Source organism: Ruegeria sp. CDSB114 (assembly GCF_059611025.1).
In genome coordinates, this window is record NZ_JBXWOT010000009.1 from 1 (window position 1) to 24,997 (window position 24,997).

Below are 24,997 nucleotides of genomic sequence, written 5' to 3' on the forward strand. Positions count from 1 at the left end.
GTTTCCTTGATTGTCGAGATAACAGACCCAGCGCTTAGCGATGGTGCGATGAGTTATCAATACAAGGTCATCAAAGGCGATGCTCACGGAACAATCAAAAACCCTTATGTTGTGATAGATTTGAGCTATTTGGGCTTCAACGTCGCGTCGACATTATCCACCATTGACACAGCTGTCGGAATTCCGGCGCCGTCCGGCGAGCTGAATTGGGCGGACACGAATGACTAGGTTTTCTGCCGCAAAACAAGGTATTTACGCCGCACCAAAGATGCTTTTTCGAGGATCAAAAATGAATCAGTACATCACGCCTTTTTCCATCGCGATTACTTCAGTTGGCTTTGCAACCGCAGTCGTGGCAGAGTCACCCCAAGACTTTACGACTGCGGAAAGCGTTCTCCTTGTACAGCACAGCGACAAGGCCGCGATGTCCGACGGTGTGCTCACGCTGGTGGGGGCTGACAAGAACCTCATTATGTTCACGGATCGGCCGCACCGGGCCGCCGCAGCCATCCCAAGTGAACATCTGGTAAAAATCTGGAGCGAGGGAGACGATAGCTTTGCTTCTGATCCACCAAACGCCGCTCTTGTTGGCCAGCAAAATGGCAATCCCGTTTCATTGATCGTCGAACTGACAAACCCAAGGGCATCAGGTGACGATTTCATGTTCGGGTACAAACTTATCGAGGGCGAGGAAATCACCGAGATTGATCAGGCATACATCGTAATTGACGACTGTTTTATCTGTCTTGGAGACGTCGCAAATTTGGCCACAGGTAACCCTTTAGATTACATCCTAAATCCAAATGACCCAAAATGACTTCAAAGGTGGGTTCGGCTGAGCAGTGTTCTCCGGCTCTGTCGCAAAGTTTTCGTAAGGCAGCATCGGTTGAGTTGATTTCTGATGGAATGGACATCCCCTGATCTTTCATCTGCAAGGTTTTGAAGATGGGACCCATCAGGTGGTCAGCAAGATGGCGGACTGGGAGCTTGCCGGCATAGGTCTGGTGAAGAATGTGTTTCACACATTGTGGGTGTAGTGCCACAGCAAAAGTGGCTTTTCGCAAACGGTCGAGACACAACACCCTTCTATTGTTCGTTGCTGAACTGTTAGCTTGCAACATTGCGATGGAGGTCAAGCAACTTTTGTAGAAGCCTCTCAAAAGCCACCATTCGCGCATCGGGCAGCACTGGGGCCCCTGGGCTCGTTTCAAGGTATTTGGGCAGTATCGATGCGGAAGGGCAGGACTTTGCGTGCCGCGGCCAAAGTCAGCTTTCGACGTTTCAGACAGCCACCATATCAACTTCGGCAGTAGAGAAACCAAAAGAAGCGACCATCTTCCGGTGGGCATCGGTCCCGAGGAATCGCGAAAGAGCTGCATCGACTTCATTCAGAAGCTCTGTGTCGTTCAAACCAAAAGCGAATGACCCAAACGCAGGAGGTTTTTCCGAATTTGGCACAAGGATCAGTTCCAGCCCCCATTCCGGGTTCTGCTCGATAAAGCCGCCATGCGCTCGACCGACGCTAGCGTAGGCGTCGACAGTGGCTTGGCGAACAGCTTGAGCGGCTTCGGTATAGGTTTCGAAAATCACAATCCGGTCTGCACTGACGCCAAATTCGACCGCCGAACGATGCTGAAACTGGTCGCGGATAACCGCTATCCGGACCTCAGAGTTGTCGGCAATCGATTGATAACCGCCCAAACCTAACTGATTGCCCCTAGCAACCAGCAGCCCGTCGGATAGCGCCCAGATCGGGCGGCTGAACAATGCGCTCTTCCTGCGCTCATCAGTTCCAAATAGGCCCGTCGTCATGCGCCATCGGCCATCTGCGACACCGGGTAAAAGTTCTGCAAATTCCGTTTCTACCGGTTCAAAATCTGCAATGCCAATTTCCGCAAACACATACCGGGCGAGTTCAACATCGCAACCCGTGACTCAGCCTGAAGCATCGACATAGTTGAATGGCGGTTCGATCAGGTAGGCAAACTTCATGGGTCATCCTCCTTGTTGTCCGGGCCATAGCTGGCGATCTTGATGGCAAGGATGCTTTCGCATTTTTCGAGCGTTGCGCGTTTTGCCTTCAGCGTTGCCGCGTGATCCAACAGGATTTGGCGGCGTTCTTCGATACCGGCATCGCCTGCTTTGGCAAGAGTCGTGAACCGACGCATTTGCTTAAGTGACATGCCAGTTTCGCGCAGCCAGTAGAGCAGAGTCAGCCACTCGATCAAACGAGGTGTGAACCGACGGTGCCCATCGGCACCACGTTCGATCTCTGGCAGCATTCCCGATTTCTCGTAGAATCTTATCGTATGTGCGGATAGCCCACAGGCTTCCACAGCTTCAGCAATTCTCATCTTCGCAAGTGCTCCTCTCACCATTGGGTAGCGGGTTAGAGTAACTCTAAGTCAATAGCGATCTTTGAAAAGCTGACCTTCGTGCATCGTGCAGCAACCGTTGCTAATGGGCTCAGAGTGGACCTCGGAGGCAGCGCAGCGTGTCGTGATAAAATGCTCCGGTCAACGTCGGGTTGTCGTTTTGGGAGGGCATGGCGGATCGGAGGATCAGTCATGGAAACACCAAATTTACCTGCCATTCGCGCACTTCGCCCTGCCTGGAACAAAGGGCGTATCGTCGGCCAGAAGCGACCACTGAAACCAAAACACGTCTGGGCGATACGGGTTCGACTTGAATTGGCCGAGAACCACCGCGATCTCGCCCTGTTCAACATGGCGATCGACAGCAAACTCCGAGGCTGTGATCTGGTGAAGATGAAAGTGGTCGATGTCATGGCTTCAGGCCAAATCAAAGAACGAGCCTCGGTCCTCCAAAGCAAGACGCAAAAACCTGTGCGCTTCGAGATATCCGAAGGAACGCGCGCGTCTGTCGAAAAGTGGATGGAGGACGAGCTGATGGTCGGTTCCGAGTACCTTTGGCCCGGGCGCTTTCATGAACGCCTGCACATTTCGACCCGCCAATATGCACGGATCGTCCGAGATTGGGTCACATCGATCGGTCTTGAGGCGAGCGCGTATGGCACCCATTCAATGCGGAGAACTAAAGTCACGCAGATCTACAAGAAGACAGGCAACCTCCAAGCTGTTCAGCTCCTACTCGGTCACACGAAAATGGACAGCACGGTCCGATACCTTGGTGTCAAACTTGAGGATGCATTGGCCATTGCCGAAGCCATTGAAATCTAGACTAAAGGGCCGTTCGAAAGGACGGCCCAAAGGAGACATCCAGCAGCCAACCGAAATGCTGCGGTAGCGCCCGCTTTGCTGCCATTCGCTGCACTAGCGAGAAAGGAGGCCTGTCGAACTCACGAACTGCGGGACAGCGGCGACTTGCATTCGAAATCTAATGCCGTCTTCGCTTCCAGTTAGTTGGGTGTGTATTGGCGACGTAATTTTGCCATGCGATCACGGTCTGTTTCGGGTTATCGCCACTCACCGCGTACACGCCAGTGGCAACAATCGGTGTTGCGGAGCGTGTCTCGTTCTCTTCTGTGAGCCCTTCGGATTGTGGGCCCCGGAATTCAGAGAGATACGCCACCCCCGAAACTCTCAAACCCGTTTGTTGTTTCGGTCACATCCGCCTCGAAATGGAGGATTAAGGGCATTACCAAGGGCTCGATGTGCTCATTCCATACCGGTCCTTTGTAGAAACTATCTTTGATCCTGTCTCGCTCCTCGAGCGACGAGAATGCCCGCATCCAGTGGACTTTGTCAGGATTGTCCAGATCCCGCAGAGGGCCAAAGACCAGCATCCCGGCGTCGCGCAGTGCAACACGGTTCTCCTGCTCAAAGAACTCGATAAACTCCTCGCGACGTCCGGGTTTTAGTGTGTAGCGACGAACTTCGATAATCATGTGTGTAACCTGTTCGCTCAGAAAGTTCTCTTGGGGGAAGTCTGTTGAGATTGATCCTTACCGTACCACTTAACGTACTCATTTGTGACACTAGGAACTCAAAACTTCCTGGGTTTCCGCACCCACGTCAATCTTGATAACCCATGATATCTCCCTCCGCATTATGGATGTGGTTGATACCAAATCTCTGTAGAAGTCCGCCAAGTTCGAACAAAGTCTGTCCAGACCCACTAGCCATCGATTGACCGAAATAACGGATCTTGCCGCATATGAATTTCATACGTCGAATTTCGGGGCGATGCCGCATGCATTTTCTTGATGAATCCGGTCGAACATCCGACTGCCTCCAGCCGAGGTGACCGAGCCAAAGACGCCTCTTCCTTCGAGTGCCTATTTTAAACGAAATCAGTATATTATCCAGAATCTGTACAACTCCAAAAGCGTCAATCTTGAGTGTGAACTACAGTTCAGCTTGTACTAGGGTTGAATAGTGTTCAGCGCCTTGAACCAAGTTTATTGTGGCTTTTTCACCAAACACACCCTTTAGCGAGTGAGACATTTCAACCGGCGACCAAGTGTCATTAGTCCCGTGCCAAAGGACGACGTCGCACTGCACCGCTGACATAGTTTCGCTCCAATCCGCGACATAGGCGCTGATAAATGCAAGATAGGCCGCTGGCCTCTGTACGAAGCTCTCCGATAGCGCCTTTTTCATAACGCTGACGAAGGTCTCGTCTTCTAAAAGAACTCTTTCCGCAGGGCCGCACTTTGCGAACAATACTTTGACCATAGTTTCTGGAAAAAACCGGGTCAGCAAACTTTGAAGACGCGTCAGAATCCGGAGTATCCTTGGACGCTTCATGGCCAACTCAAAAACCGGTTTTCCCGCCATCTTGGGTAGAAAATCACCTATGAAAAGTGGGGCAGCCGGCGATATCAATGTTAGTCGGCCAACCAGGTTTGGCCTGGACGCCGCAACTTTTATTGCCGCCATGGCGCCGATGGAAAAGCCAACCACATGCACACACTCGCCGTCGTTTTCCCCCAACGCTGTATCTATGGCATCACAAAGATCTGCGTCGATGGCCTTCGGATCAAAGTTCAGCAAATTCAGAGCAATGGCTTCAATACCAGGATTGGCCTTACTTAGTAGCTCCGCATCTGATGGGCTGCCAGGCATACCGTGGCAAAACACTACTTTCTTCATGATCGTATTCCCGAGTGGTTTAAATGAGGCGCCACAGATCAACTGCCAACCGTCAGATCGGCTAAAGTTCCACCGTCGCGCAGGAAGTCGCTCCAAACCCAGGCCATGCGGTCTACAAACCACATCTTGCCGCCCGAGATCACAACTATGCCGAGGCAAGTGAACCCTAAGTCGAATGCCCACAGACCATAGGCAAACGGCAAAAGACCAGCGCCGCTGACAATGGCGACCGTATTTGCGACGCGCTTATGATGTTCCGCAACTTTGTCGCGATGCCGCAGCCAGACACGCTCGCCGAGAACACCCTGTGCAGACCAACTGTCGAAAGTCTCCGGCCGCGAAAAAGCGCGTGGGTTGATCCATATCCAGACAAGAACTATGCCGACCGCAAGCCACGCCCAATAATCAATCCATGCTCTGCTCCAGATTGCAAACGCCAGAAGAGGCACGGGTGTCAACACACGGGTCCAAACGGACCAAGGGTTTGCATGTCGCAGCCAAACCTCGTCCTTCATGCCCATAAGGCGTTCGGAAAATCGAGCTATGTCCATCTTTGCAACTCCTGGATCCACCTCTCCGAAAATAGGAGGGGTAGGATTGATTGAAGTGTATGACGACGCTGGGCCGCTCGTCAGTTGGTAGGCGTCTGGTTTCTTATTTGAACCAGGGCTTCAGCCCAGGCATTGGGTTGGTCGTACATCACCATATGGGCAGCGCCGTCGATACGGGTAAAACTCTTCGCTGGAACCTTCAGGTGTTCGTAATATTCCTGTGCCAGATCGGCTGGCGTGTTCTGGTCTTCTGCTCCGGTTATAAAGTGGACCGGTAGATCCAGGACCGGATGCGAGGTGAAGAGGTCGTATGCACCAACAATCTCAGGCTGTTCAATTGCTGTGCTCGATAGCTCAAGTCCGCGGAGATAGTTATTAACCTGTGTGTCCGTGTAGTAGGGGCTCTGCCCTTCTAGCACATAAGAGAGATAGCGATCCCATAGCCCTTCGGTATGAAAGTCTCCAGCTCCATATTCTGCCAAAACTTCGCGCTGAACGGTGAGATCTGACTCGTCTAATGCATCGAACGGCTCAATCGACTTGAGTTTCCGCTGAGTTTCAACATCGCCACGAACTTTCGCCTGATCCTGGGCCCATTCAAAACCCATGTTCATACTGCGTACCCACGCGACACGCTCTGACGTTGGGATGAACGCGTGATAGGGGGAACTATCCTCTGCGATAGTCATGAAACCCAGCGCGCTGCCCCACGAATGACCGCTCAGAAATATTTTCTCTTGCCTGAAGCGGTCGCGTAGGAGGTTGGTGAGTTGAAGCGTATCCGCCACCAACTTGGATGGCGTGATGTCCTCTATCGTGAGATCGTCGTTGAATGAACTTCCGGCTCCACGTTGATCCCAATTGACAACGACAAAGTTCTCTTCCAACAAGGGCGTGTGGAACAGATCGACCCAGGGCATCACGGCACCACCCGGACCCCCGTGCAAAAATAGCAGGACCGGTTGGGATAAATCACAAGTGCGAATAAGTATCGTTTGCTCAATCCCGCCAAGAACAACTATTTCCTGTGAAACGAAGCTTCCGAAACACTCTATAGCTGCAACATCTTCGCCGCTGCGCGTCACGGAAATTTCTTGACGATCCTGGGCAAATGACGACCCAGCAAAATTGGAGGCACAGAATGTCAACAGTAAGAGACGGCGTTGAAGTTTGAATGAGTACATTGTTCGCTGCCCATTGGATTAATGCATTGTGGTGGCGTCTCGAATTCGGTTGCGACCTGAACTCAATATCTCAGATAGAGATTGGGCTCGCGCTTGCCATATTCTGGGAGACCAATATCGCGACGCATGTGATTAGATAGGAATGCCAGCTCGCCATGTTTGGGTAAACGCGGGAAAACAGGATCGCCCATAAACGCTGGGCGTTTCGAGACCATAAAAGTAAGATAGTCGAGCCAAGCTTTTACTTTAAGTGGTATTAAGTTTAGCCTTTCGGTCTTTAGAGTTGGCACGTTAGTCACCTGGCGCCTCTCCGGAATTTGAAGGTGGAAGAAAAATGGGGAACCGTTCGAAGTCCCCCGCCATTTTCGAAATCTCGAATGGCTTCGGCTAGAACTTGTAGGACACCCGAAGCGCAACAGAGTCAGCAGTGATATCATCACCCGACGTGTCATATGTGTCTCGCAGGTATTCAAGACCAACCAGAACCCTGTCCGTCGCGCGATACGTCACGCCAACACCGGCGGAATAGCCGTCTTCGTTCTTGGATCCGCCATCAATGTTTGCATAGCCAATCACGCCATAGAGGTATGTCCGGCCAAATACATGACCACCTTTGAACTTCAGGCGTACAGTATCGACTTTTCCGGCTTTCCCTCCGGACTCAACCTCAGCGCCCGCGTCATAAGTAAGTTCACCACCAATTACGTAACCGTCAAAATCGTGTAGATAACCGGCATGGAGACCCAGGGCTGCATTTCCATTGTCGTTGTTGCCCTCGGAGACATCGATTGTGGATAGCTGCAAGCCTGCATTGAAACCGGTCCAGCTTTCATTTGCCAAGGACAAAGTCGGCATCATGGCTGCCAGTGTGATCATCGTGATAGTCTTCATTTAAACGGTCCGTTCTCTTGATTATACGGAAAGACCATCTGGACGCTGGGCATGCGTGATGCGCCAGCGGGAATGATTTTCCGTTAGTGGGGGTGCTGGAATTACCGCTTTCCGTTTTCCGTCCAGCGGTGATCCAAAACTTGGATTAGAGGATGGGTTTGGGTTTGCTGGTCATTTGAATCAGTTTCCCTGATTGGTCATATCGGGCAGTGACCAGTACCCGACGCGCATGTGCCACCTCCAGCGGGCCACCAACAACTTCCCAAAGCCCGAAGGTAAAAAGATCCAATGTTCCATGACCTGCTGCTCGCGCCAGGTTCGGTTTTGTCCTGGGCTCAACATCATAGACGGCCACCCAGTCTCCATTGGCTTGTTGCTGCAATTCATCGGGTGAGCCCAACTGGCGTTCTACATTGAACCGGGTGGCCTCCTGGCTAACGACGCTCAGATCAGGGCCATCTCTGCCTGTCGCCGCCATGTTGGCGGCACATCCGCTCAGAGCGACACCAAAGATGAGCGCGGCGAACACTGAACGCACAAACTGACTGGAGGTCGCAATGCGTTGCATTGCTAACCATCGAACTCGACCTGCTTCAAAAGAGACTGGGTTCTTCGGCCCTATTGATTTATGGGGTTTTTTCATGGCCTTTCCATATCCTGATTGAATTGTGCGTTGCATAGGGGGCTTCTGCTTCAAGCAGTTTGTGATCAGAACCCCGAGCAGTTCGCGAATACCCGCCAAGCGAGACATTCGACGCAACTCGGATGGCGAAGTAATTCCACAGACAAGAGCATTCATGACATTCGATCCTGCATCGTGCGCGCAACTAAACCGGGTCCGCAAAGCACTACCGCTTGCGGAGTTTGGCTGCGTAAACGCATCGTTAAATTCGGGTTGGCAGGTGAATTACATTGCTCTGCCAGGTGAGTCGGGGTACAAACCGACCATGGGTCTGTATTTGCAGACCGCCGGTCGGTTTGCAAGAGGAAAGTGCATGAAATCTACGAAGCGAAAGAATTTGCCCCCCGAAGAACGGCGTGCTCAGCTGCTGGGATGCGCGCAGATGTTGTTCTTTTCCAAAGGCTTCGAGGATACCACCATACAAGATGTGCTTGATATGGCGAGCGTCTCAAAGGGCGGGTTTTATCATCACTTCAAATCTAAAGACGAGTTGTTGTTTGGCGTATTGGACGGAATGGCAGAGGGTGTATTTTCGCAGATGGCTGTTGTTGCCTCTGATGAGAACTCCTCTGCGCTCGACCTGTTACACAGCTTTATCCACCTGCGAGCCAACTACTTACGTGAACATGACTACCCTGGTCAGGTTGAATTTTTCCGGGTCATGAATCAGGACAAAAACATGGTTCTGCTTGAACAGTTCAAGCGCAGGGTCAGAACCGGTGCTATGCCCGTCCTGACCGGGATCATTCAGAAAGGCTGTGATGAGAGCACATTTACTGTCGCAGATGTTGATACTGCCGCAGAACTCATTTTGTTCCTAAGCACCTTTATTGATCTCGCGCTGTTGCGCGCGATTGATGCACGGGGATCTGACATAGCCGATCATGCCGCAGAGAAATTGCAGGCGGCAATCGACATGCAGTTTCTCACACTCGACCGCATTCTGGGATTGCCGGACGGGACAACGGATTTCGGCTGGCCAGAAGCGGTGGAGGTTACCATGGCAACTGTGCCTGCAACTCTTCCATCGGCAAACTAATCTGGCCTAGTCAGCGATTACCTGATGCAGCATTCGGTAATAAGGGCTCGCCACTGACATTCTCCGCAACACGCGTCAGCGCCGTTTCCCTAAGCCGTCGGATATTGGCGTAAGTCGCAGCGTCAAGAACATTGGGCTCGATGCTGACCTCGGTGCCGTTGCAGCAAAGCCCCCTGCCCCGCAAAAACTGAAATAAGCGGCCCATAAGAGACATTTATCGTAAGTGCCGCCGCCGCACTGCAGCTTCACCAGACCGGCCATTCGCTGCGCAAGCAACGTCAACGGGCGGATTAAGGATCAAGTCGCGGGACATTCCTGCCGCTCACGAAATATTTCACTTAGCTAATCACGCGGATATCTACTAACGCTGATTCCATGGCGTACAATTACGACAAACTGTACGGCGAGACACGAAATGCATTGGGGCAACCAACTTCGGTTTCTGTCAAATTTTTCGACCAACTCGACCAACATAACGTTCGTGTCCTGGACGTGGGGTGCGGACAAGGCCGTGACGCTATTTTCATTGCGAATTTGGGGCATCGCGTTGTGGGAGTGGACATATCCCCCAATGGCATTCGCGATCTAAGAGCTGCAGCGACAAAAGAAAATCTAAAAGTTGAAGGTGTTGTGGCCGACATCACTACCTACAACCCAGAGGGTCTATTTGACATAGTGCTGATCGACCGAACACTGCACATGTTAGATCGCCCATCTCGGGGCACGGTTCTGAATTCGTTGATGGACCATGTAAGCGATGACGGATGGCTTCTAATCGCGGATGAGTCGCCCAATATTGCAGACTTTAAAGCCACCGCTTTGGCCCATGAATTGGATTGGAAAACACATTTCGCAGAACGCGGTTATCTGTTTATGCGCCGATCTTAACGAGCATATTGGGCTCACTGCTACCGTCGGATGCGGCGCAGAATGACTCGCCAAGCCAAGATAAACCCTGTTCTGTACGGCCCATACCAGACATTCATCGTGTCAGACTACGCCGCAGTGCAGCTTCACCGAACCGGCCATTCGCTGCGCCCACGAGATTGTAGCGTGACCCGACTTCGGGAGTGCGGACAAAGTGACATAGTCATTGCCGGGTACTAGTATGTGGTTAAGGAAGGGGTGATCGCGTTTTGTCGCAGCCCAAATTTGCAAAAGGTCAAAACGAAATGACAAACTTTGATGGCCTTTCATTTGATAGCGGGCTTACCGATGTGTTGAAGTTGTTCCCGCGTAATTCTGAGATGCTTCTCCGCCTCCTTAATGACATCATGTGCGCAGATGGAGCGTTATCAAGAGGAGAGCGCGAAGCGATAGCTGCGTTCATTTCGAAGCAAAACACCACTCCCTACTGTATTTTCTATCACACTGTATTTTCAGAGGTATTTTCTGGGTCTGTTGAAAATACCAACAAACGTATCAAACCACTTTTGACATATGCCCTCAGTCTGCACAGCAAAAATTCCGACAAGATCAAGGAGGCGTTCGATGCGGCACTGAGTGCTGGATGGAGCGAAGTTGCGGTTTACGAAGTAGTGGAAGTCTGCGGCATCTTTGATTTCATCAACAACATCGTACTTGCGTCAGGGATCAACACACCCGAAGGGCCACTGAACCCGCTTCCCACTGTGGACGGACTAAAAGATTCTTACGCAGCTATGGCAAATGCGATTTGTAACTGACAGTCAAATTGGGCTCACTGCCGACCTCGGGGCCGTTGCAGCAAAGCCCCCTGCCTCGATAGTAGCTGATCACGAGGACGGCCCTGAGCCGACATTCGTAGACCCGGCAAGTTGACCAACGTTCTTCCCCGAACCGGACCTTCGTACAGGACGCAACAAAGTAGGCGGCAGTAAACATGCCATCGCCTACTCCAGCTCAAGTGTTTCTGGCTCTTCCCGGATCACCGCGTTATGCAACCGCCCCAGCCAGACACCGCTGCGCATCCGCCATGAGCTTCGCCAGAATATCGCCGGCAGGTGCCGCAGAGCTAATCAGACCAATGCCCTCGCCTGCGAAGGCAGTTGCAACATCAGGATCTCCGGCATCCTGAGCTGCCGCCCATTTTGCCGCTTCAACGCCCGATTCCAGCTTCAAGGCGTCTTCTGAGCCGTGCCATTTCTGAATGAACGGGTTGCGCAGAACACGGCCGTTGTAGCGGCTGGGCCAATCAAAACCGCGGACCATGTCAACCACTTGGGTGCGGATTGTGTCGTCCCCGGTTGCCCGCAGTGCGCGGTCCAGAATGTGCGGATGCACCAGCGCCTCGTGCGAGGCCCAGAACCGGGTGCCAATCACCGCCCCGTCCGCCCCAAGCATCAGGGCCGCGGCCAGACCGCGCCCGTCGGTGACACCGCCTGCGGCACACAAAAGTGCCTGGCTGTTCTGGCGTGCGATCTCGTCCGCGATCTCGGGAACGAGCGCAAAGGTGCCGCGCGCCTCGCCATGACCGCCGGCGTCCGCTCCTTGCGCAACAATGATGTCCGCGCCGCAGTCCAGCGCCTGCCGAGCATCACGCAGGGTCTGTACCTGGCAGATCAGCAGCACGTCGGCATCTCGGATCGCAGACGCAAACTGCTCCGGGTTGCCGAAAGACAGAAAAACCGCCGCCGGATCATGCGCCAGCACCTGGTCAAGCAGGTGCGACTGTTCCGCCAGTTTCCAGGTGATCAGCCCGCAGCCCGCGCGAGCTCCCGCAGTTATGCTGAACTGCTGTTCGATCCACTCGGCATCTCCGTAAGCGCCTCCGATCATACCCAGCCCTCCGGCGCCGGAGACGGCGCGGGCCAGCGCGCCGCCCGCAGCAAATGCCATTGGCGCCTGGATCACCGGAAAAGTGATCCCAAGCGCCTCTGTCAGCCGCGTCTTCATTGCGCCTGCTTCCGGTATTCCTGCACCGGCACACCGCCGATACCCCAATCCTCCAGCGCGACTTCGTCGATCACGACAAAGGTCGTCGCCGGGTTCTTACCCAGAATGTCCTGCAAAAGGCTGGTGACCCCGGCAATCAGCTGCGCTTTCTGCTCTGCGCTCGGGCCTTTGCTATCCGGCCCGCCTTCGCGGGTCACCTTGATATTCACATAGGGCATCAGTCAGTCCTTTCGCGGCACATAGGAAAACACCTTCGCAACGATGCGCCATTCGGCTCCGTATCGGACCAGGGTCAGGAGGTCATGGAAATCTCGGCCCATCATGGTCATCCGGGCGCTGACGCGGGCCAGCCGGTCGCTGACAATGGCAATCTCCAGGATTTCCTCATCCCGCGGGTCACTGCGTTTGGCGGGCGGCTCGCGCCCGTCCACGCGGTTCATGTAGGTCTCAAGATCCAGATACAACTCATCGTCCTCGGTGGCGCAGACATAGGCCAGCTGCGGGTGGAAGACCTCGCGCAGCATGGTGCTGTCGGCCTGATGAAGGCCCTCGAAATAGGCCCCCATCAGATCGCCGACCTGTTTGTGGTCGGAGGGCGTCATTGAATCAGCCCCTCGGCGCGCATCGCTGCCTGTGCCGACGGGCGAGCAGCACTGCGGTTCACAAAGGCGGCCAGATTGGGCCAGCGGGCCAGGTCGATACCTGTAAAATTGGCCCAGTTCGAGACCACGAACAGATAGGCATCCGCCACCGAGAACTGATCCGCGACCAGCCACTCGCGGCCATCCTCCAGATGCGTCTCAATGAAATCGAACTTGTCCGCAACAGCGGCGCGCGCCGCATCTTTCCCGGCCTCAGGCGTACCCTCGCGGAACAGCGGGCCAAATGCCTTGTGCAGCTCGGTCCCGATCCAGTTGAGATGTTCCTGCATCCGGGCGCGAGCCAGTGTGCCTGCCACCGGCGCTAAATCTGCTTCAGGGCTGCTGTCTGCGATATACTGCAATATAGCCGCCCCCTCGGTCAGAACGCCGCCGTCTTCCAGGCCCAGGGCCGGAACATAACCCTTGGGGTTGAGCGCGCGGTAGTCCGCACCGCCTTCGGTCAGACCTGCAGCGGTATCGACAGCTTCGATTTCAAACGGGCGGCCAGTTTCATGCAGGGCTATATGGCTTGCCAGCGGGCAAGCTCCGGGTTTGTAGTAGAGTTTCATGACAGTCTCCTGTGTTGGTGATGTCCAATGACTACCTGCTGGCATGATTGATTGATAATATTGTGTTCTCAGTATAATGATTATTAAATTCGATCATGTTGGAAGCCCATGAAACACGACCAGCTCATTGCCCTGGATGCCATTGTCGCAACCGGCACGTTTCGCGGCGCAGCCGAGCGGTTGCACAAATCGCAGTCCGCCATCAGCCACACAATCCGTCAGCTGGAAGAGGAGCTGGAACTGGAGTTGTTCAGCCGCGAAGCCTACCGTCCCTCGCTCACCCCTGCAGGCGAAATTTTCTACCGCGAAGCGTCCCGGGTGCTGCGGCAGATGCAGGGGCTGCGCACCACTGCGTCCCGGCTGCGCGCCCGCGAAGAGCCGGAACTGACAATAGCTGTCAGCGCAACAGTGGATCTGGACCCCTTGCTGCCCGCGCTTGCGCATACAGGGCGGCGCCACCTTGCCACCCACCTTCGGCTGCGGATGGAAATGATGGGCGGCCCGATTGCCCGGCTGATGGAGGGTAAGGCAGATATCGCAGTCGCGTCTCTTGATGGGGTGCCACTGGACGAAGTTGAGGCAGAGCCAATTGCTGAGGTCACGATCCGGCCAGTGGCCAGCCCCGGCTTGGGCCTGCCCGCCGGTTCCCGCGCATTGTCCGCATCCGAAATGCAAAGCCATGTGCAGGTGGTTGCTGCCGGCACAGGCGGCGCTGCGCATGAACAGAGCCGGGACTTGCTGCCGGGTGGGCTGAAATGGACGGTTTCAGACCTCGCAGCCAAGAAGAAAGTGATCCTCGCCGGCCTCGGCTGGGGCGGCTTGCCCGACCATATGACAGAGGAAGAGAGGCGGTCCGGGACGTTACTCTCCCTGAACCTGGAAGGGTTCCCGTTTCGCCGGACTATGATCTTCAAGATGAGGCGCCGGGACCAGGCAATAGGCGTTGTTGCCGATGAGCTCTGGAACAAAATCGGGCTGCCAAGTCGGCCTTAAGCAGGAATTGTCGACGACAGCTGTTCCTCTACAGCTGAGGTGATCCGCTATCATATTGAGGTAAAAGGCGCTTCTCCAGATGACGGGGTCGGCCCATTCCGGACACTGAGCACCCAGGCAAGATTCTGCGGTCGCAGCCCGCTTTGCGGTCATTCGCTGCAAGCGCAAAATCTGGTCTGGTTCGAATTCACAGATCGCAGGACTAAGCCGCCACTCGCCGCACCGTCCACTAAGAAGCGCTCCGCGAACTTTGCGGACCCTGGAACAGCCTTTGACACAACAATTTGGAACGCCGCAGTTAACCGCGTGCACACCAGCATTGATTTCGAAAAGGTCCCAATGCCATCATCTTCTAAAAGTAGGAGGGGATTAGATGTGGAAACCAATCATATTTGCTTTTTTGATTGTCGTGACTGGTGCCGCTGCGGCTATGTCGCACGATGTGCGGGATCCAGCGACTTTGCAAAAACCGCTTATTCAGGACTTGCTAACCGAGTCGCTCAAAAGCACTGAGGGCTTGGAGGTTGTCGTGAGCCATGTTGCCCTACCACCAAACCTCACTTTACCAATGCATTGGCATCCCGGTGAAGAATTTGCCTACATTCTGCAGGGCAGCGTCACCCTCATCCTAGACGGCGAAGGCGAACAAGAAGCTTTTTCAGGTGACGTAGGCGTCGTTCCGTTGAAAAAAGTGCACACCGCTCGCTCAGGGGACGAAGGGGCAACCATTTTGGTGTTCCGTGTCCATGAGGAGGGCCAGCCAGGCAGAGTTTTGGTCAGCAACTGATTTTCAAGACAAAGGCGAAATATCCTTTACCGAATGCATGGTTGTCGGAACCGGGGGGGTGCCGTTTGTCTTCACACTTGCAACCCTGCTTTTTTCCACCCGCTGCGCCAGCGATCAGCGCAGGTTGGAATAGAGAATAATGGTAAACGTGTTGTCTCGGTTATCGAAGCCGCATTCGGAGCGATTTCGTTCAATTTGACAGCAGCTTTTTTTGCCGCATCTATGTCATCGAGCTCAGCGAGCGAGGCAATCAGCATCAGGTGGCTCATCAGGAAGGTTGCACGCACAGACAAGGCTTCGCGACAGGCCTGCGCGGCTTCCTCATAACGTCCCAAGTGAAACAAGGCGGCACCCTGTCCCATGAAAGCGGCGTGCCGCAATGGATCACCCGGGCTGAGTTCGACAGACCGGACTGCATGTTCCAGCGCCTTGTCAGGGCGATTCAGCAAATAAAGATTTGCAGCGGCGAGCATGTGGACCGTCGCCGCGTTGGGATTTTCCGACAATGCTTCCTTAAAGGCTGTCCGCGCGCGGGACAGGTCTTGTGCCAGCATAGAGATCGAATGTGCGGCATAAGCCTTTGCAATGCCGTCCGCGCGATCGCTCCGCAGCACCTGCTCTGCGGCCGCGACAGCTGACTTGGGTCCCTGATCTACAGGTTCCAAACCTTGCACAAGACGTTGGATATGAAGCCATGCTAGCAAGCCCGCTGCGGAGGCGTATTCCGGATCTCGATCCAAAGCCAGTTTTGTCAGTCGTATTGCCTCTATGTTGTCTTGGTCAGTCAGCAAGTGGAAATGTGATAAAGCTCGGAGGTAGAGCTCGTATGCCTGTAAGTCCTTGGTGGGTTTTGCACGCGCACGATTTGTTTCAGCGTGCCGCACCGATGGTTCAATAGCTGTAACTACGTCTTCGGTGACTTGATCTTGAAGATCAAAGATGTCGTCGAGCACACCGTCAAAGCGGTCCGCCCACAAATGGCTCCCATTTTCGGTATCTATGAGCTGTCCCGTGATGCGGACGCGCTGCCCGGAACGCCGAACGGAGCCTTCCAGTACATACCGAACCCCTAAGTCGCGGCCCACGTCGCGGATGTCCGTGCTTTTCCCCTTATAAGCAAAAGAAGAATTTCGTGCGACGACCATCAACCAACGAAACCGAGATAGCTCAGTTATGATGTCTTCCGTTATGCCATCGGCAAAGAACTCCTGCTCCGGATCACCCGACATATTGTCGAATGGGAGCACTGCGATTCCCGGCCTCACATCCGCTTTGATCGCGAGATTGGCTTTCGTACCCTTTGGCCAACACCAGATTCCAACATGCCGCGTGATGTTTTTCAGTTCGGTTTGCTCTCCGCCGTCGAATAATCCCGCATCGTTACGGTCAAGGCTGTTATGTGACGTATCCGAAAAGAGCACTTGTCCCGGCTTCGCGAGAGCCTCCAGACGCGCCGCAACATTGATGCCGTCACCGAAAATGTCATCGCCATCGGTTACCACTTCCCCTGTGTGAACCCCGATGCGCAGTTTGATGTGGTCAGGTTTGAGGGCGGACTGAACTGCAATCGCGCAAGCTGCTGCTTCAGATGGTGATTGAAACTCGACGATCCAGCCGTCGCCCATGCTTTTGATCAGTGAACCATTGGTATCTTCCACGATCGGGAGAAACGTGTCCTCGCGGAAGGTCTTTAATGCAGCGACTGTGCCAGTACGGTCCTGATCCATCAGCGCGGAATAGCCCACAATGTCGGCGGCCAATACCGTCGTGAGACGTCTTCCCATTCACCCCTCCTCTTTGCAATGAAGTTAGCTCGGTGGGTTGCTTCTGTCAGCCCATTCGTCAGATTTTGAAAAGCCTTAATGAATAGAAAGCACAGGTACAGGCATACACGCACAACTAAAAAGGTAATGCTTAAATACCTGTCGCGCATTCAGCAAACGGTCACCTTCATATCCGCGGAGTTAGTTACTTGCGTTTCTTTAGCTGCCAATGTTCGTGGCAAAGCAATTCCGCTTTGGGCTCATCGCGGACCTTGGAGGCAGCGCGGCATGCTGTGATAAAATTTTCCAGTCAACGTCGGGTTGTCGTTGTGGGCGGGCATGGCGGATCGGAGGATCAACCATGGAAACACCAAACTTACCTGCCATTCGTGCTCTTCGCCCAGCCTGGAACAAAGGACGCATCGTCGGCCAGAAGCGACCGCTGAAACCAAAACATGTCTGGGCAATCCGAGTTCGCCTCGAGCTTGCCGAAAATCATCGCGATCTTGCGCTCTTCAACATGGCAATCGACAGTAAGCTTCGCGGCTGCGATCTGGTGAAGATGAAGGTCGCCGATGTCATGTCATCGGGTCAGATTAAGGAACGGGCTTCGGTCCTTCAAAGCAAGACGCAGAAACCCGTGCGCTTTGAGATATCAGAGGGCACACGTGCCTCTGTTGAGAAGTGGATGGAAGATGAGCTGATGGTCGGTTCGGAGTACCTTTGGCCCGGCCGATTTCATGAACGCCTGTACATCTCGACACGCCAATATGCACAGATTGTCCGCGATTGGGTCACGTCGATCGGCCTCGAAGCAAGCGCCTACGGCACCCATTCCATGAGGAGAACCAAGGTCACTCAGATCTACAAGAAGACCGGAAACCTACGCGCTGTTCAGCTTCTGCTTGGCCATACTAAGATGGACTGTACAGTCCGGTATCTCGGCGTCGAACTCGAGGATGCCCTAGCAATCGCCGAAGCGATAGAGATCTAAAGTCAACGGGCCGCTCTCGCGGGCGGCCCAAACCAGCCGTTCATCGCGAGATAAGTTGCCGCATTGCAGCTTCCCCAAAGCGGAAGTTGATCGATTGCGCAGCATTTCCAACATTAACGTACACTCATCGGACAAAACGAACTCGTGCAAGCGCAGCTTCAACTATTGCCACGCGACCTTACTTGCTCCGGGTTCGGCGCTTTTGCACCTGTTAATCGCCACCACTTCGGCGCTTCGCAACGTCTGACAGACCCCGGGCCAGCAGGTCGAATACGATCCGGTTACGACGGCTGGTCTGTAACTCCCGATGGGTGACCAGCCAGATTGGAAACTCAAGCGAAGGGAAATCCGGCAAGACCTTCTCTATGCCAGATTCAGCCTCGCCCAACGTTTCGGGCTGCATAGAGACGCCGTAGCCCGCTTTCACCAATTCCCATGCGACGACACCGCTCTCGCTCGACATCACGAAGCTCTCTGCGCGAACGGGCACGCCCATGTTGTGCAGTGGGGCCATTAGCCTCTCTGGGTCGGCATTGCCGACGAAATCGAGTGCAGCCACATCGCGCGGAGTCCGTGGGCGGCTTGCACGATCGAGATAGTCGGTCGCGGCATAGAGAGTGGCGCGAAAGTCGCCCAAGTGCCGTGCGATCAGGTCCGGCTGATCTGGGCGGACGTGGCGTATCGCGATGTCTGCCTCGCGCTGCGTCAAATTCTGCATCTCACTCGACGCGAGAATGCGGACGCGGATGCCCGGCGCCATCTGTCTCAACGGCTTGAGCACGCCTGGCAGGATCGCTGCTGACAAGAGGTCCGTTCCCGTGACCGTGACCTCTCCGGTGACATCCTGAGATTTACCGTCGGCCACCATCGAGATGAGCGTCGCAGCCTCGCCCATCGTGCGCATGTGATCAATCAGGTCGCGCCCTGCTTCCGTCAAGGTAAGACCACGGACGCTGCGTTCTACCAACGTGACGCCAAGTGCCTCCTCCAACGCACCGATCTGCCGCCCTATCGTCGGCTGCGTTGTCTTCAGCACGCGCGCCGCGCCGCTGAACGAGCCTTCCTCCGCTGTCGCGAGGAAGGCGCGTACCTGGTTCCAATCGAAGGAAACGGCCTGCCAGTTCATTCATGAGCGTATAGCAGGTGGACGAATTTAAGCAATCGACCTTTTATGAGCGCATGGATGATACCGGATGCGAAACGAGATCGGCCCGGTCTCTGCAATCGAAAGCGACACAATGCATTCCGCAGTTTCTTACGACTGGCGCATCCGCGCCGCTTCAAACCTGAAGTGCAACGCGCAAAGGAAACCGACATGACTGCCCAAGCCTTCTGGGACCGGCATGCGCCCAAGTACGCCAAGAAACCCATTGCCGATGTCACCGCCTACGAAGAAAAGCTGGAATGCGTCACTGCGCTTCTTCGATCGACCGATCGCGTTCTTGAAATCGGCTGTGGCACAGGCGGCACAGCCAGGAAGATCGCGCCTGTCGTCGCTCATGTGACTGCAACCGACCTCTCTGCCGAGATGATCCGGATCGCCCGGTCACGATCAGGTGGCGATGCCGCGGGAACACCAGAATTTCTTCAGGCGGAGGCGGCGCAACACATTCCTGGCCAACCGTTCGACGCCATTTGCGCGTTCAGCTTGCTTCACCTGGTGGACGACATACCCACCGTACTGGATGCAGCATTCCACCAAATGAAACCCGGCGGTCACTTCATATCAAAGACGGTTTGTCTGAAGGACGCGCCGCGCTGGATGCGAGCCATGGTTCGCGTGCTCATGGCCGCGCGGATCGCGCCTAATGTGATCATCTTGAGTCGCGCTGAATTGACCCGACACCTGATCCGCGCCGGGTTCGAAATCGAGCAGACACGGTATTTCGGAAAGAACCGACTGAGCCCCTTTATCGTCGCGCGCAAGCCCGCCTGAGGCAGACCGACGCCTTATTCTGAGAGACCGAAGCATGCACTTTATAAGCCGTCGCGAATGGGCGTTCCTTGCCCTCTTGTTCCTCTACTCTTTCATTCCGGCAGTCGTAGGGCTGGTCCGGCTTCCGGAACTTCTCGGCGCTCGGGCGATCATCCCGCCGAACCCGCGTGCGGTGTTCGATCCCCTCCCGATCACATTGCATATCCTCGGCAGTTCAGTTTTCTGCCTTGTGGGGGCTGTGCAATTCCTCCCGAGCCTGAGGCGCTACCGCCCGGCCCTGCACAGGACCCTCGGGCGGATTGTGGCGGCAGCGGGATGCATCAGCGCACTAACCGGGCTCTGGATGACCGTGTCCTACGCATTTCCCGATGCCCTGCAGGGACCAGTACTTTACGGGGCAAGGGTCACGCTCGGCCTCGCGATGGTCACCCTCATCGCATGGGCCATCGTCGCGATCCGGTCGCGAAACGTCGCCGCGCACCGCGCCGCGATGCTGCGCGCCTATGCCATCGGCCAAGGGGCCTCAACGCAAACCGCGCTCTTTCTGGTCGCAATGGCCCTCTTTGACACCGAACTGCAGGGGTTTTCGCGAGACCTCCTGATGGTTGGGGCGTGGACCATCAACCTTGCGATTGCGGAACTCCTTATCCGCCGCGCCTTTGCAACGCGCACATCCGGCGCGGTGATCTGAACCCGGTCGTGCTCCCGACCTGATACCGGCAAACTCCAGAAACACAGAAAGAAGACACCAAAATGAGACGGCTCGATCCCCGTATTCTTCTGTCGGCCCTGTGGCTGTTCATACTGCTCAACATCATCTTTCGCGATATTCACCAGTTTGTCCTCGCGTCCCATATCGAGATGCTGCTGACAGGCCATTACAACGGCATCGAGATCACCGAAGGGCTGATGCTTTTGGGCGGTTTCCTCGTCCAAGTGCCGATTGCGATGGTGCTCTTTTCGCTCCTGCTAACCCGCAGGATTGGTCGCCCTGTCACCTTTCTTGCAGCGATCGTCACAACCGGTACGCTCCTTTCCTCGGCCCCCACCGACATGGATGACACCTTCCACCTCGTCATCGAGATCGTGGCTCTAATCGCAATTCTCTGGACCGCATGGACGTGGCCCGAGAACGAACACACCGCGCCGCAATCCGACGCAAGTTCTCCGTAAAAAACGTGCGCGCACCGCGGACACGATGAATGAATAATAGGACCAAATAGATGTTGGAAGAAACGCCTTTAGACGATGCGTTTGATCTTTATGACAAGCTCGCACCTCGCTACGACAAACTTCATCATCGCTGGCTGCGTCATGCAGGCGGCGAGGCGCAGGCCGCCCTGGAAGGTCTGGTGCGTGCACTTGCGACGCCGAATTCGAGGCTTTTGGATGCTGGCTGCGGCACCGGCAACCTGGCACGTAGACTGATCGCCGAGGGCATGCCGCCGAATTTGATGACCCTTCTCGACCCGTCCGCAGCGATGCTTGCACGCTGCGCCGACATTCCTGTGCCGAAGATACAAGGACGGTTGGAGTCCCTGCCGTTTGAAGATGGCACGTTCGATCTTGTGACGTGTGCTTGGGCTTTGGAAACCGTCCCCGATCCCCACCTGGCTTTGAGTGAGCTTTGCAGGGTTGTTCGAGCCGGCGGCGCGCTTTGTCTCGCGTTTTGCGCGGATGAGCCTGCCCGTGGTCTTGCCGGCAGCCTCATGCGCCAGGCGCTTTTGTTTCGCGGGACCGGCCGATTTATGTCCCGCTCCCGATTGATGCAGGCAATCGAGCGTTTCGAAAATTTTGAAGTGCGGGCAATTCCGAGCCATGGTCCGGCCTCGACCTTACTTGCTAGGCGGTCTGGCGCAGCAACCCAGGGGTCTTTGTAGCCGGGCTTAAAGTTGAAAATGACGACCACAGAATTACGGAGATCAAGCATGATTGGATATGTTACCCTCGGAACCAACAACTTCGAGGCCGCGCTGAAATTCTACGACGCCTTGTTTTCGAGCGTGGGCGCAAACCGTCTTTGGAAACACGGCGATATGGCCGCATGGGGCCGCTCAAGGGCCGAGCCTGCGTTATGCCTTGCTTGTCCATTCAATGGGGCACCGGCAAGCGTTGGAAACGGGGTGATGGTCGCTTTGAAAATGACCAACGGAAAAGCCGTCGATACGCTTCACGCCAAGTGCCTCGAACTTGGCGGAACAGATGAGGGACCCCCCGGCACACGCGGAGATCATGGTTTCTACGGAGGGTATTTCCGGGATCTGGATGGCAACAAACTGAATGCGTATGTCCCAGCGTGACAGCAGGCAAAGAGTTGGCTGTTGAAATATCGCGTCCAGCGGACAATGAGAGACGAGCACATCGAAAGACGCCGCAATGAGATCTGAAATAAAATTCGTCCGATTGTCGGAAATCGACCCAACCGAAATCTTAGCGCACATGTCCGACCCTCGTGTCGCCGAGCATATGCCGCTTCTGAGATTTACTTGGAATGCCGAGACAGTGGCGCGGTTTGTCGCCAAAAAGGAAGAGTGTTGGCACCGTGACGGACTTGGACATTGGGCATTCTTGTCCGATGACCGATATGTCGGCTGGGGTGGATTTCAAAAAGAAGGAGCCGAGTGGGATTTCGGACTGGTCTTGCGGCCCGACACGTTTGGCCTCGGGCCGCGCATCTCGCGAAAGGCGATCGACTTTGCAATTTCCGATGAACGCATCCCGTATGTGACCTTCCTTTTACCACCGTCACGCACGAACCTGCGGGCACTCGACAGACTTGGTGCTTGGCGGGTTGGCGAAGTCGACTATGACGGGGCGACCTTCCTCAAATTTCAACTTGCGACAGAGTGACAGCATTGTCCGATTTCTGGTACATCGCCAGCTCCAGAGTGTGTTGTAACTCGCGGCCCATAAGAGACATTTATCGTAAGTGCCGCCGCCGCACTGCAGCTTCACCAGACCGGCCATTCGCTGCGCAAGCAACGTCAACGGGCGGATTAAGGATCAAGTCGCGGGACGAAGTCATCTTTCGCTGCACTTGTGCCAATGTCTCCTTTAGCGGCTTTAGAAGAATCAAATACGGTCGATTCTGCTGATGACAGTTAAGTATGGCGTTAGGTATGTGGGCTGCTCCATGTGGGGCAGCCCAGCACCGACGAAATCAGGTGAGCATCTGTTTGAGCTTTGGAACCCGCGAAAGTAAGAATGCGTCCAAGGTCAACACTGCCAGAAGCGTCAGCCCAGCGAGAGGGAAGGCCATAGAGACGGCCAGCCCCACTAGAACGGCACCTTGCCACAATGGCATGTCCTTCGGCATTGGGGGCGCGGCCCGCATTGCTGCCCTTTGCCGCGAGTGCGAAGCCAGAAGGCCATTATGCTCACTGTTTGCGGAATTTTAGGTCGTTAGTCCTGTCCACTCGAAAGCCTGCTATCTCTCTTTATTCCTGCCATTCCTTGTAACCTTTGCAGTAGGCACAGTAAAACTCGGATAAGGTCCGCGATAGTGAGGGTTGCGGTCTCAATGCTTCGGAAGCTAAAAAGCTTGAGATGGGCATTTCAATATAGGATCGCTGCAGTGGAGATCACACTAAAGGCTATTGTTTTCACAGTGCTTTCATTATGTCTCGACTTCTTTCCACAAGCTGTTGAAGCCGAAACAACAATCGATCATACCATTCTGCTCAGCGCAAACTGGCAGAGTAATTCCCATGATCGCAAAGGCTTACACCGACGATCCGGCGCCGATCGCGATCGGGTGAATGAGCGAGACGTCGGCCCTGCTACAAGTGGAGCACGGTTCGACAGAGATACAAGGTCTCTTCATGGCCAGATCAAGTCAACAGCGCGTAGTGTCCAGGAAGCCATAGACAGCGGTGATGTCACCGCTTCGGCTAAATCCCTTCACTTGGAGTTAACAGCACTTAGCAAGTCGATATCTGAGTATCTGGAAAAACATGGCTCAAGACTTCGGTCTAATGCCAAGGCTGACCTCGAGCAGTCACACGCTCGCTTGAGCACAACAATAGAAGGTGGCTACAGCACAATTCAGGAAGCAATCATGTGGATTGTCCAGCAATCTATAGGGTCCCTCGACACCATCATTCAAGAAATTAGAGCATTTCGCGGCAACAAAGCAAGCTACGGGTGGGCTGACGCTATCGGAGATCATTGCTAATTAACGGACGGCGGCTCACCTCGAGCATTACCATTCGCACTGATCGCAGCATTTGGAAGTTTGGGCTCAAACTCGACGTCGGATGCGATGCAGCATCCAGTGATATGCTACACCGGTCAACGTCGGGTTGTCGAAGTGGGATGGAATGGCGGTTCGTAGGATCAGTCATGGAAACACCAAACTTACCCGCCATTCGCGCGCTTCGCCCAGCCTGAAACAAGGGCCGGATGGAACAGCCTGACTTCGTGACCCAAACGACCGATCTCGCGCCCCCTATAATGCGCACTGGCGCAGGCCCCCATTGCAACCACGCTACGCGGGAATTTGGCAAAGTACTCGAGGACCTGCCCATGCGCAGTTTCTTCTGAAGAACCGGGTGACCTGTTCTAGCCGCTCCGTGCACCTGGAACACATTCTTCGCCAAATTCAGGCCAATCTCTTCCAGTGACGCCTCCATTCAGGATGTTTGCAAACCCACAATGGCACACCGAGGCCAGCCGGGGCGTCTACACCTTCAGAACCGTTCAAGGGTCGTGTTGTGGCCAAGTCGTTGGTCCTGGGTGTGAGGTCAATGAAGTTGCGCGACGACATGATCTACGGCCCAATCACCTGTCGACGTGGCAACGGTTGGCAATGGACGGCTATACGTCATCAGATGTTTTGAGACAGATGGCGGTTTGGCTTTGTTGTGTCATCGCTCATCTGGTTTCAAGCAGTACGGATGGTGGCATTCCAGACGTCAAATAGCTCAAAACGTTTAAGAACGATGCGCTCAAATAATGATCTGGATCAAAATGTACCAGCCTCAGAACGATTATGCAGTAAACTCAGAAAAGGAATCAGA

General features: G+C 54.7%; 30 protein-coding genes and 3 pseudogenes. 17 read left to right on the forward strand and 16 right to left on the reverse strand.

All coding sequences use genetic code 11. From position 1 onward, the window contains the following. Positions 1–228, forward strand: a 228-nt coding sequence (locus AC2FIP_RS16490; protein WP_496787273.1) for a hypothetical protein, incomplete at its 5' end; no start/stop codon positions are given. Beyond that, entirely contained in the window at positions 221–817 is a 597-nt protein-coding gene (locus tag AC2FIP_RS16495; protein ID WP_496697414.1) for a hypothetical protein, read from the forward strand. The genes AC2FIP_RS16490 and AC2FIP_RS16495, both read left to right, overlap by 8 nt. 464 nt (positions 818–1,281) lie before the next feature. Here the strand turns inward: AC2FIP_RS16495 and AC2FIP_RS16500 are convergent. Continuing rightward, a pseudogene (locus tag AC2FIP_RS16500) lies at positions 1,282–1,923 on the reverse strand (transporter substrate-binding domain-containing protein); the annotation flags it as partial. A gap of 65 nt (positions 1,924–1,988) precedes the next feature. Further along, positions 1,989–2,354, reverse strand: a complete 366-nt coding sequence (locus AC2FIP_RS16505; protein ID WP_299893248.1) for a MerR family transcriptional regulator — start codon at positions 2,352–2,354, stop codon at positions 1,989–1,991. Positions 2,355–2,567: 213 nt separating this feature from the next. Here AC2FIP_RS16505 and AC2FIP_RS16510 point away from each other — a divergent pair, with 213 nt between their 5' ends. Next, a complete protein-coding gene (locus AC2FIP_RS16510) occupies positions 2,568–3,200 on the forward strand; it encodes a tyrosine-type recombinase/integrase (protein WP_496787275.1) in 633 nt (210 codons plus the stop codon). A gap of 335 nt (positions 3,201–3,535) precedes the next feature. Here AC2FIP_RS16510 and AC2FIP_RS16515 read toward each other — a convergent pair whose 3' ends face one another. The 6 genes from AC2FIP_RS16515 to AC2FIP_RS16540 form a co-directional block, all read right to left on the reverse strand. Beyond that, complete coding sequence (locus AC2FIP_RS16515; protein ID WP_496770499.1) at positions 3,536–3,868, reverse strand: NIPSNAP family protein; 333 nt, start codon at positions 3,866–3,868, stop codon at positions 3,536–3,538. Positions 3,869–4,328: 460 nt separating this feature from the next. Beyond that, positions 4,329–5,075 (reverse strand): alpha/beta fold hydrolase, encoded by a 747-nt coding sequence (locus AC2FIP_RS16520; RefSeq protein WP_496699581.1) that lies wholly within the window; start codon positions 5,073–5,075, stop codon positions 4,329–4,331. Positions 5,076–5,113: 38 nt separating this feature from the next. Then, a complete protein-coding gene (locus tag AC2FIP_RS16525; protein ID WP_496787276.1) occupies positions 5,114–5,626 on the reverse strand; it encodes a DUF6653 family protein in 513 nt (170 codons plus the stop codon). An 80-nt stretch (positions 5,627–5,706) separates the two neighbouring features. Next, positions 5,707–6,810 (reverse strand): alpha/beta fold hydrolase, encoded by a 1,104-nt coding sequence (locus AC2FIP_RS16530; RefSeq protein ID WP_496787277.1) that lies wholly within the window; start codon positions 6,808–6,810, stop codon positions 5,707–5,709. A gap of 387 nt (positions 6,811–7,197) precedes the next feature. Next, positions 7,198–7,701, reverse strand: coding sequence for an outer membrane protein (locus tag AC2FIP_RS16535; RefSeq protein WP_496787278.1), 504 nt, complete (start codon positions 7,699–7,701; stop codon positions 7,198–7,200). 145 nt (positions 7,702–7,846) lie between these two features. Then, on the reverse strand, positions 7,847–8,500 hold the full coding sequence (locus tag AC2FIP_RS16540) for a hypothetical protein (RefSeq protein WP_496787280.1): 654 nt from the start codon (positions 8,498–8,500) through the stop codon (positions 7,847–7,849). A 196-nt stretch (positions 8,501–8,696) separates the two neighbouring features. Between AC2FIP_RS16540 and AC2FIP_RS16545 the strand changes: the two genes are divergently transcribed. The 3 genes from AC2FIP_RS16545 (at position 8,697) to AC2FIP_RS16555 (ending at position 11,107) form a co-directional block, all read left to right on the forward strand. Next, positions 8,697–9,422: a TetR/AcrR family transcriptional regulator gene (locus tag AC2FIP_RS16545; RefSeq protein ID WP_496787281.1), complete on the forward strand. Its 726-nt coding sequence runs from the start codon at positions 8,697–8,699 to the stop codon at positions 9,420–9,422. Between the two features lie 375 nt (positions 9,423–9,797). After that, on the forward strand, positions 9,798–10,310 hold the full coding sequence (locus tag AC2FIP_RS16550; RefSeq protein WP_496787282.1) for a class I SAM-dependent methyltransferase: 513 nt from the start codon (positions 9,798–9,800) through the stop codon (positions 10,308–10,310). Between the two features lie 248 nt (positions 10,311–10,558). Continuing rightward, positions 10,559–11,107, forward strand: coding sequence for a carboxymuconolactone decarboxylase family protein (locus tag AC2FIP_RS16555; RefSeq protein ID WP_496787283.1), 549 nt, complete (start codon positions 10,559–10,561; stop codon positions 11,105–11,107). Positions 11,108–11,336: 229 nt separating this feature from the next. Here the strand turns inward: AC2FIP_RS16555 and AC2FIP_RS16560 are convergent, their stop codons facing one another. Genes AC2FIP_RS16560 through gstA form a run of 4 tightly spaced genes read right to left on the reverse strand, consistent with a single transcriptional unit; the run spans position 11,337 to position 13,506 of the window. Beyond that, the gene (locus tag AC2FIP_RS16560; protein ID WP_496787284.1) at positions 11,337–12,296 is read right to left on the reverse strand and encodes an NAD(P)H-dependent flavin oxidoreductase; all 960 of its coding nucleotides are present in this window, start codon (positions 12,294–12,296) and stop codon (positions 11,337–11,339) included. Beyond that, positions 12,293–12,514 carry a tautomerase family protein gene (locus AC2FIP_RS16565; RefSeq protein WP_496698900.1) on the reverse strand — a complete coding sequence of 74 codons (222 nt, stop codon included), beginning with the start codon at positions 12,512–12,514 and terminating at the stop codon, positions 12,293–12,295. The genes AC2FIP_RS16560 and AC2FIP_RS16565 overlap by 4 nt, the downstream gene beginning before the upstream one ends. A gap of 3 nt (positions 12,515–12,517) precedes the next feature. Then, positions 12,518–12,898, reverse strand: a complete 381-nt coding sequence (locus tag AC2FIP_RS16570) for a nuclear transport factor 2 family protein (protein ID WP_496698898.1) — start codon at positions 12,896–12,898, stop codon at positions 12,518–12,520. Continuing rightward, positions 12,895–13,506: a glutathione transferase GstA gene (gstA, locus tag AC2FIP_RS16575; RefSeq protein ID WP_496787286.1), complete on the reverse strand. Its 612-nt coding sequence runs from the start codon at positions 13,504–13,506 to the stop codon at positions 12,895–12,897. The genes AC2FIP_RS16570 and gstA overlap by 4 nt, the downstream gene beginning before the upstream one ends. A gap of 108 nt (positions 13,507–13,614) precedes the next feature. Here gstA and AC2FIP_RS16580 point away from each other — a divergent pair, with 108 nt between their 5' ends. After that, the gene (locus AC2FIP_RS16580) at positions 13,615–14,499 is read left to right on the forward strand and encodes a LysR family transcriptional regulator (protein ID WP_496698896.1); all 885 of its coding nucleotides are present in this window, start codon (positions 13,615–13,617) and stop codon (positions 14,497–14,499) included. Positions 14,500–14,872: 373 nt separating this feature from the next. Beyond that, positions 14,873–15,286 carry a cupin domain-containing protein gene (locus AC2FIP_RS16585; RefSeq protein ID WP_496787287.1) on the forward strand — a complete coding sequence of 138 codons (414 nt, stop codon included), beginning with the start codon at positions 14,873–14,875 and terminating at the stop codon, positions 15,284–15,286. A 71-nt stretch (positions 15,287–15,357) separates the two neighbouring features. On the opposite strand, the gene AC2FIP_RS16590 is transcribed toward AC2FIP_RS16585, so the two are convergent. Next, positions 15,358–17,070: an adenylate/guanylate cyclase domain-containing protein gene (locus AC2FIP_RS16590; RefSeq protein WP_496787289.1), complete on the reverse strand. Its 1,713-nt coding sequence runs from the start codon at positions 17,068–17,070 to the stop codon at positions 15,358–15,360. Positions 17,071–17,410: 340 nt separating this feature from the next. On the opposite strand from AC2FIP_RS16590, the gene AC2FIP_RS16595 reads away from it, so the two are divergent. Further along, complete coding sequence (locus AC2FIP_RS16595) at positions 17,411–18,043, forward strand: tyrosine-type recombinase/integrase (protein WP_496787290.1); 633 nt, start codon at positions 17,411–17,413, stop codon at positions 18,041–18,043. 211 nt (positions 18,044–18,254) lie between these two features. Here AC2FIP_RS16595 and AC2FIP_RS16600 read toward each other — a convergent pair whose 3' ends face one another. Then, positions 18,255–19,169 (reverse strand): LysR family transcriptional regulator, encoded by a 915-nt coding sequence (locus AC2FIP_RS16600; RefSeq protein ID WP_496787291.1) that lies wholly within the window; start codon positions 19,167–19,169, stop codon positions 18,255–18,257. A gap of 189 nt (positions 19,170–19,358) precedes the next feature. On the opposite strand from AC2FIP_RS16600, the gene AC2FIP_RS16605 reads away from it, so the two are divergent. From AC2FIP_RS16605 to AC2FIP_RS16630, 6 genes are all read left to right on the forward strand, one after another. Next, positions 19,359–19,979, forward strand: a complete 621-nt coding sequence (locus tag AC2FIP_RS16605) for a class I SAM-dependent DNA methyltransferase (protein ID WP_496702852.1) — start codon at positions 19,359–19,361, stop codon at positions 19,977–19,979. A 34-nt stretch (positions 19,980–20,013) separates the two neighbouring features. Beyond that, the gene (locus tag AC2FIP_RS16610; protein ID WP_496787292.1) at positions 20,014–20,670 is read left to right on the forward strand and encodes a DUF2306 domain-containing protein; all 657 of its coding nucleotides are present in this window, start codon (positions 20,014–20,016) and stop codon (positions 20,668–20,670) included. A gap of 62 nt (positions 20,671–20,732) precedes the next feature. Next, complete coding sequence (locus tag AC2FIP_RS16615; RefSeq protein WP_010443833.1) at positions 20,733–21,152, forward strand: DUF6326 family protein; 420 nt, start codon at positions 20,733–20,735, stop codon at positions 21,150–21,152. Between the two features lie 50 nt (positions 21,153–21,202). Further along, positions 21,203–21,859: a methyltransferase domain-containing protein gene (locus tag AC2FIP_RS16620; protein WP_171329870.1), complete on the forward strand. Its 657-nt coding sequence runs from the start codon at positions 21,203–21,205 to the stop codon at positions 21,857–21,859. Between the two features lie 48 nt (positions 21,860–21,907). Next, positions 21,908–22,279 carry a VOC family protein gene (locus tag AC2FIP_RS16625; RefSeq protein WP_496787294.1) on the forward strand — a complete coding sequence of 124 codons (372 nt, stop codon included), beginning with the start codon at positions 21,908–21,910 and terminating at the stop codon, positions 22,277–22,279. 76 nt (positions 22,280–22,355) lie between these two features. Beyond that, the gene (locus AC2FIP_RS16630) at positions 22,356–22,829 is read left to right on the forward strand and encodes a GNAT family N-acetyltransferase (RefSeq protein ID WP_010443838.1); all 474 of its coding nucleotides are present in this window, start codon (positions 22,356–22,358) and stop codon (positions 22,827–22,829) included. A 310-nt stretch (positions 22,830–23,139) separates the two neighbouring features. Here the strand turns inward: AC2FIP_RS16630 and AC2FIP_RS16635 are convergent. After that, positions 23,140–23,319, reverse strand: a pseudogene (locus AC2FIP_RS16635) (PepSY-associated TM helix domain-containing protein); the annotation flags it as partial. A gap of 234 nt (positions 23,320–23,553) precedes the next feature. Here AC2FIP_RS16635 and AC2FIP_RS16640 point away from each other — a divergent pair. Beyond that, entirely contained in the window at positions 23,554–24,153 is a 600-nt protein-coding gene (locus tag AC2FIP_RS16640) for a hypothetical protein (protein WP_496787295.1), read from the forward strand. Between the two features lie 197 nt (positions 24,154–24,350). On the opposite strand, the pseudogene AC2FIP_RS16645 reads toward AC2FIP_RS16640, so the two are convergent. Further along, a pseudogene (locus AC2FIP_RS16645) lies at positions 24,351–24,610 on the reverse strand (IS110 family transposase); the annotation flags it as partial. 5 nt (positions 24,611–24,615) lie between these two features. On the opposite strand from AC2FIP_RS16645, the gene AC2FIP_RS16650 reads away from it, so the two are divergent. Next, positions 24,616–24,900 carry a transposase gene (locus AC2FIP_RS16650; protein ID WP_496787296.1) on the forward strand — a complete coding sequence of 95 codons (285 nt, stop codon included), beginning with the start codon at positions 24,616–24,618 and terminating at the stop codon, positions 24,898–24,900. The last annotated feature ends 97 nt before the right edge of the window (positions 24,901–24,997 follow it).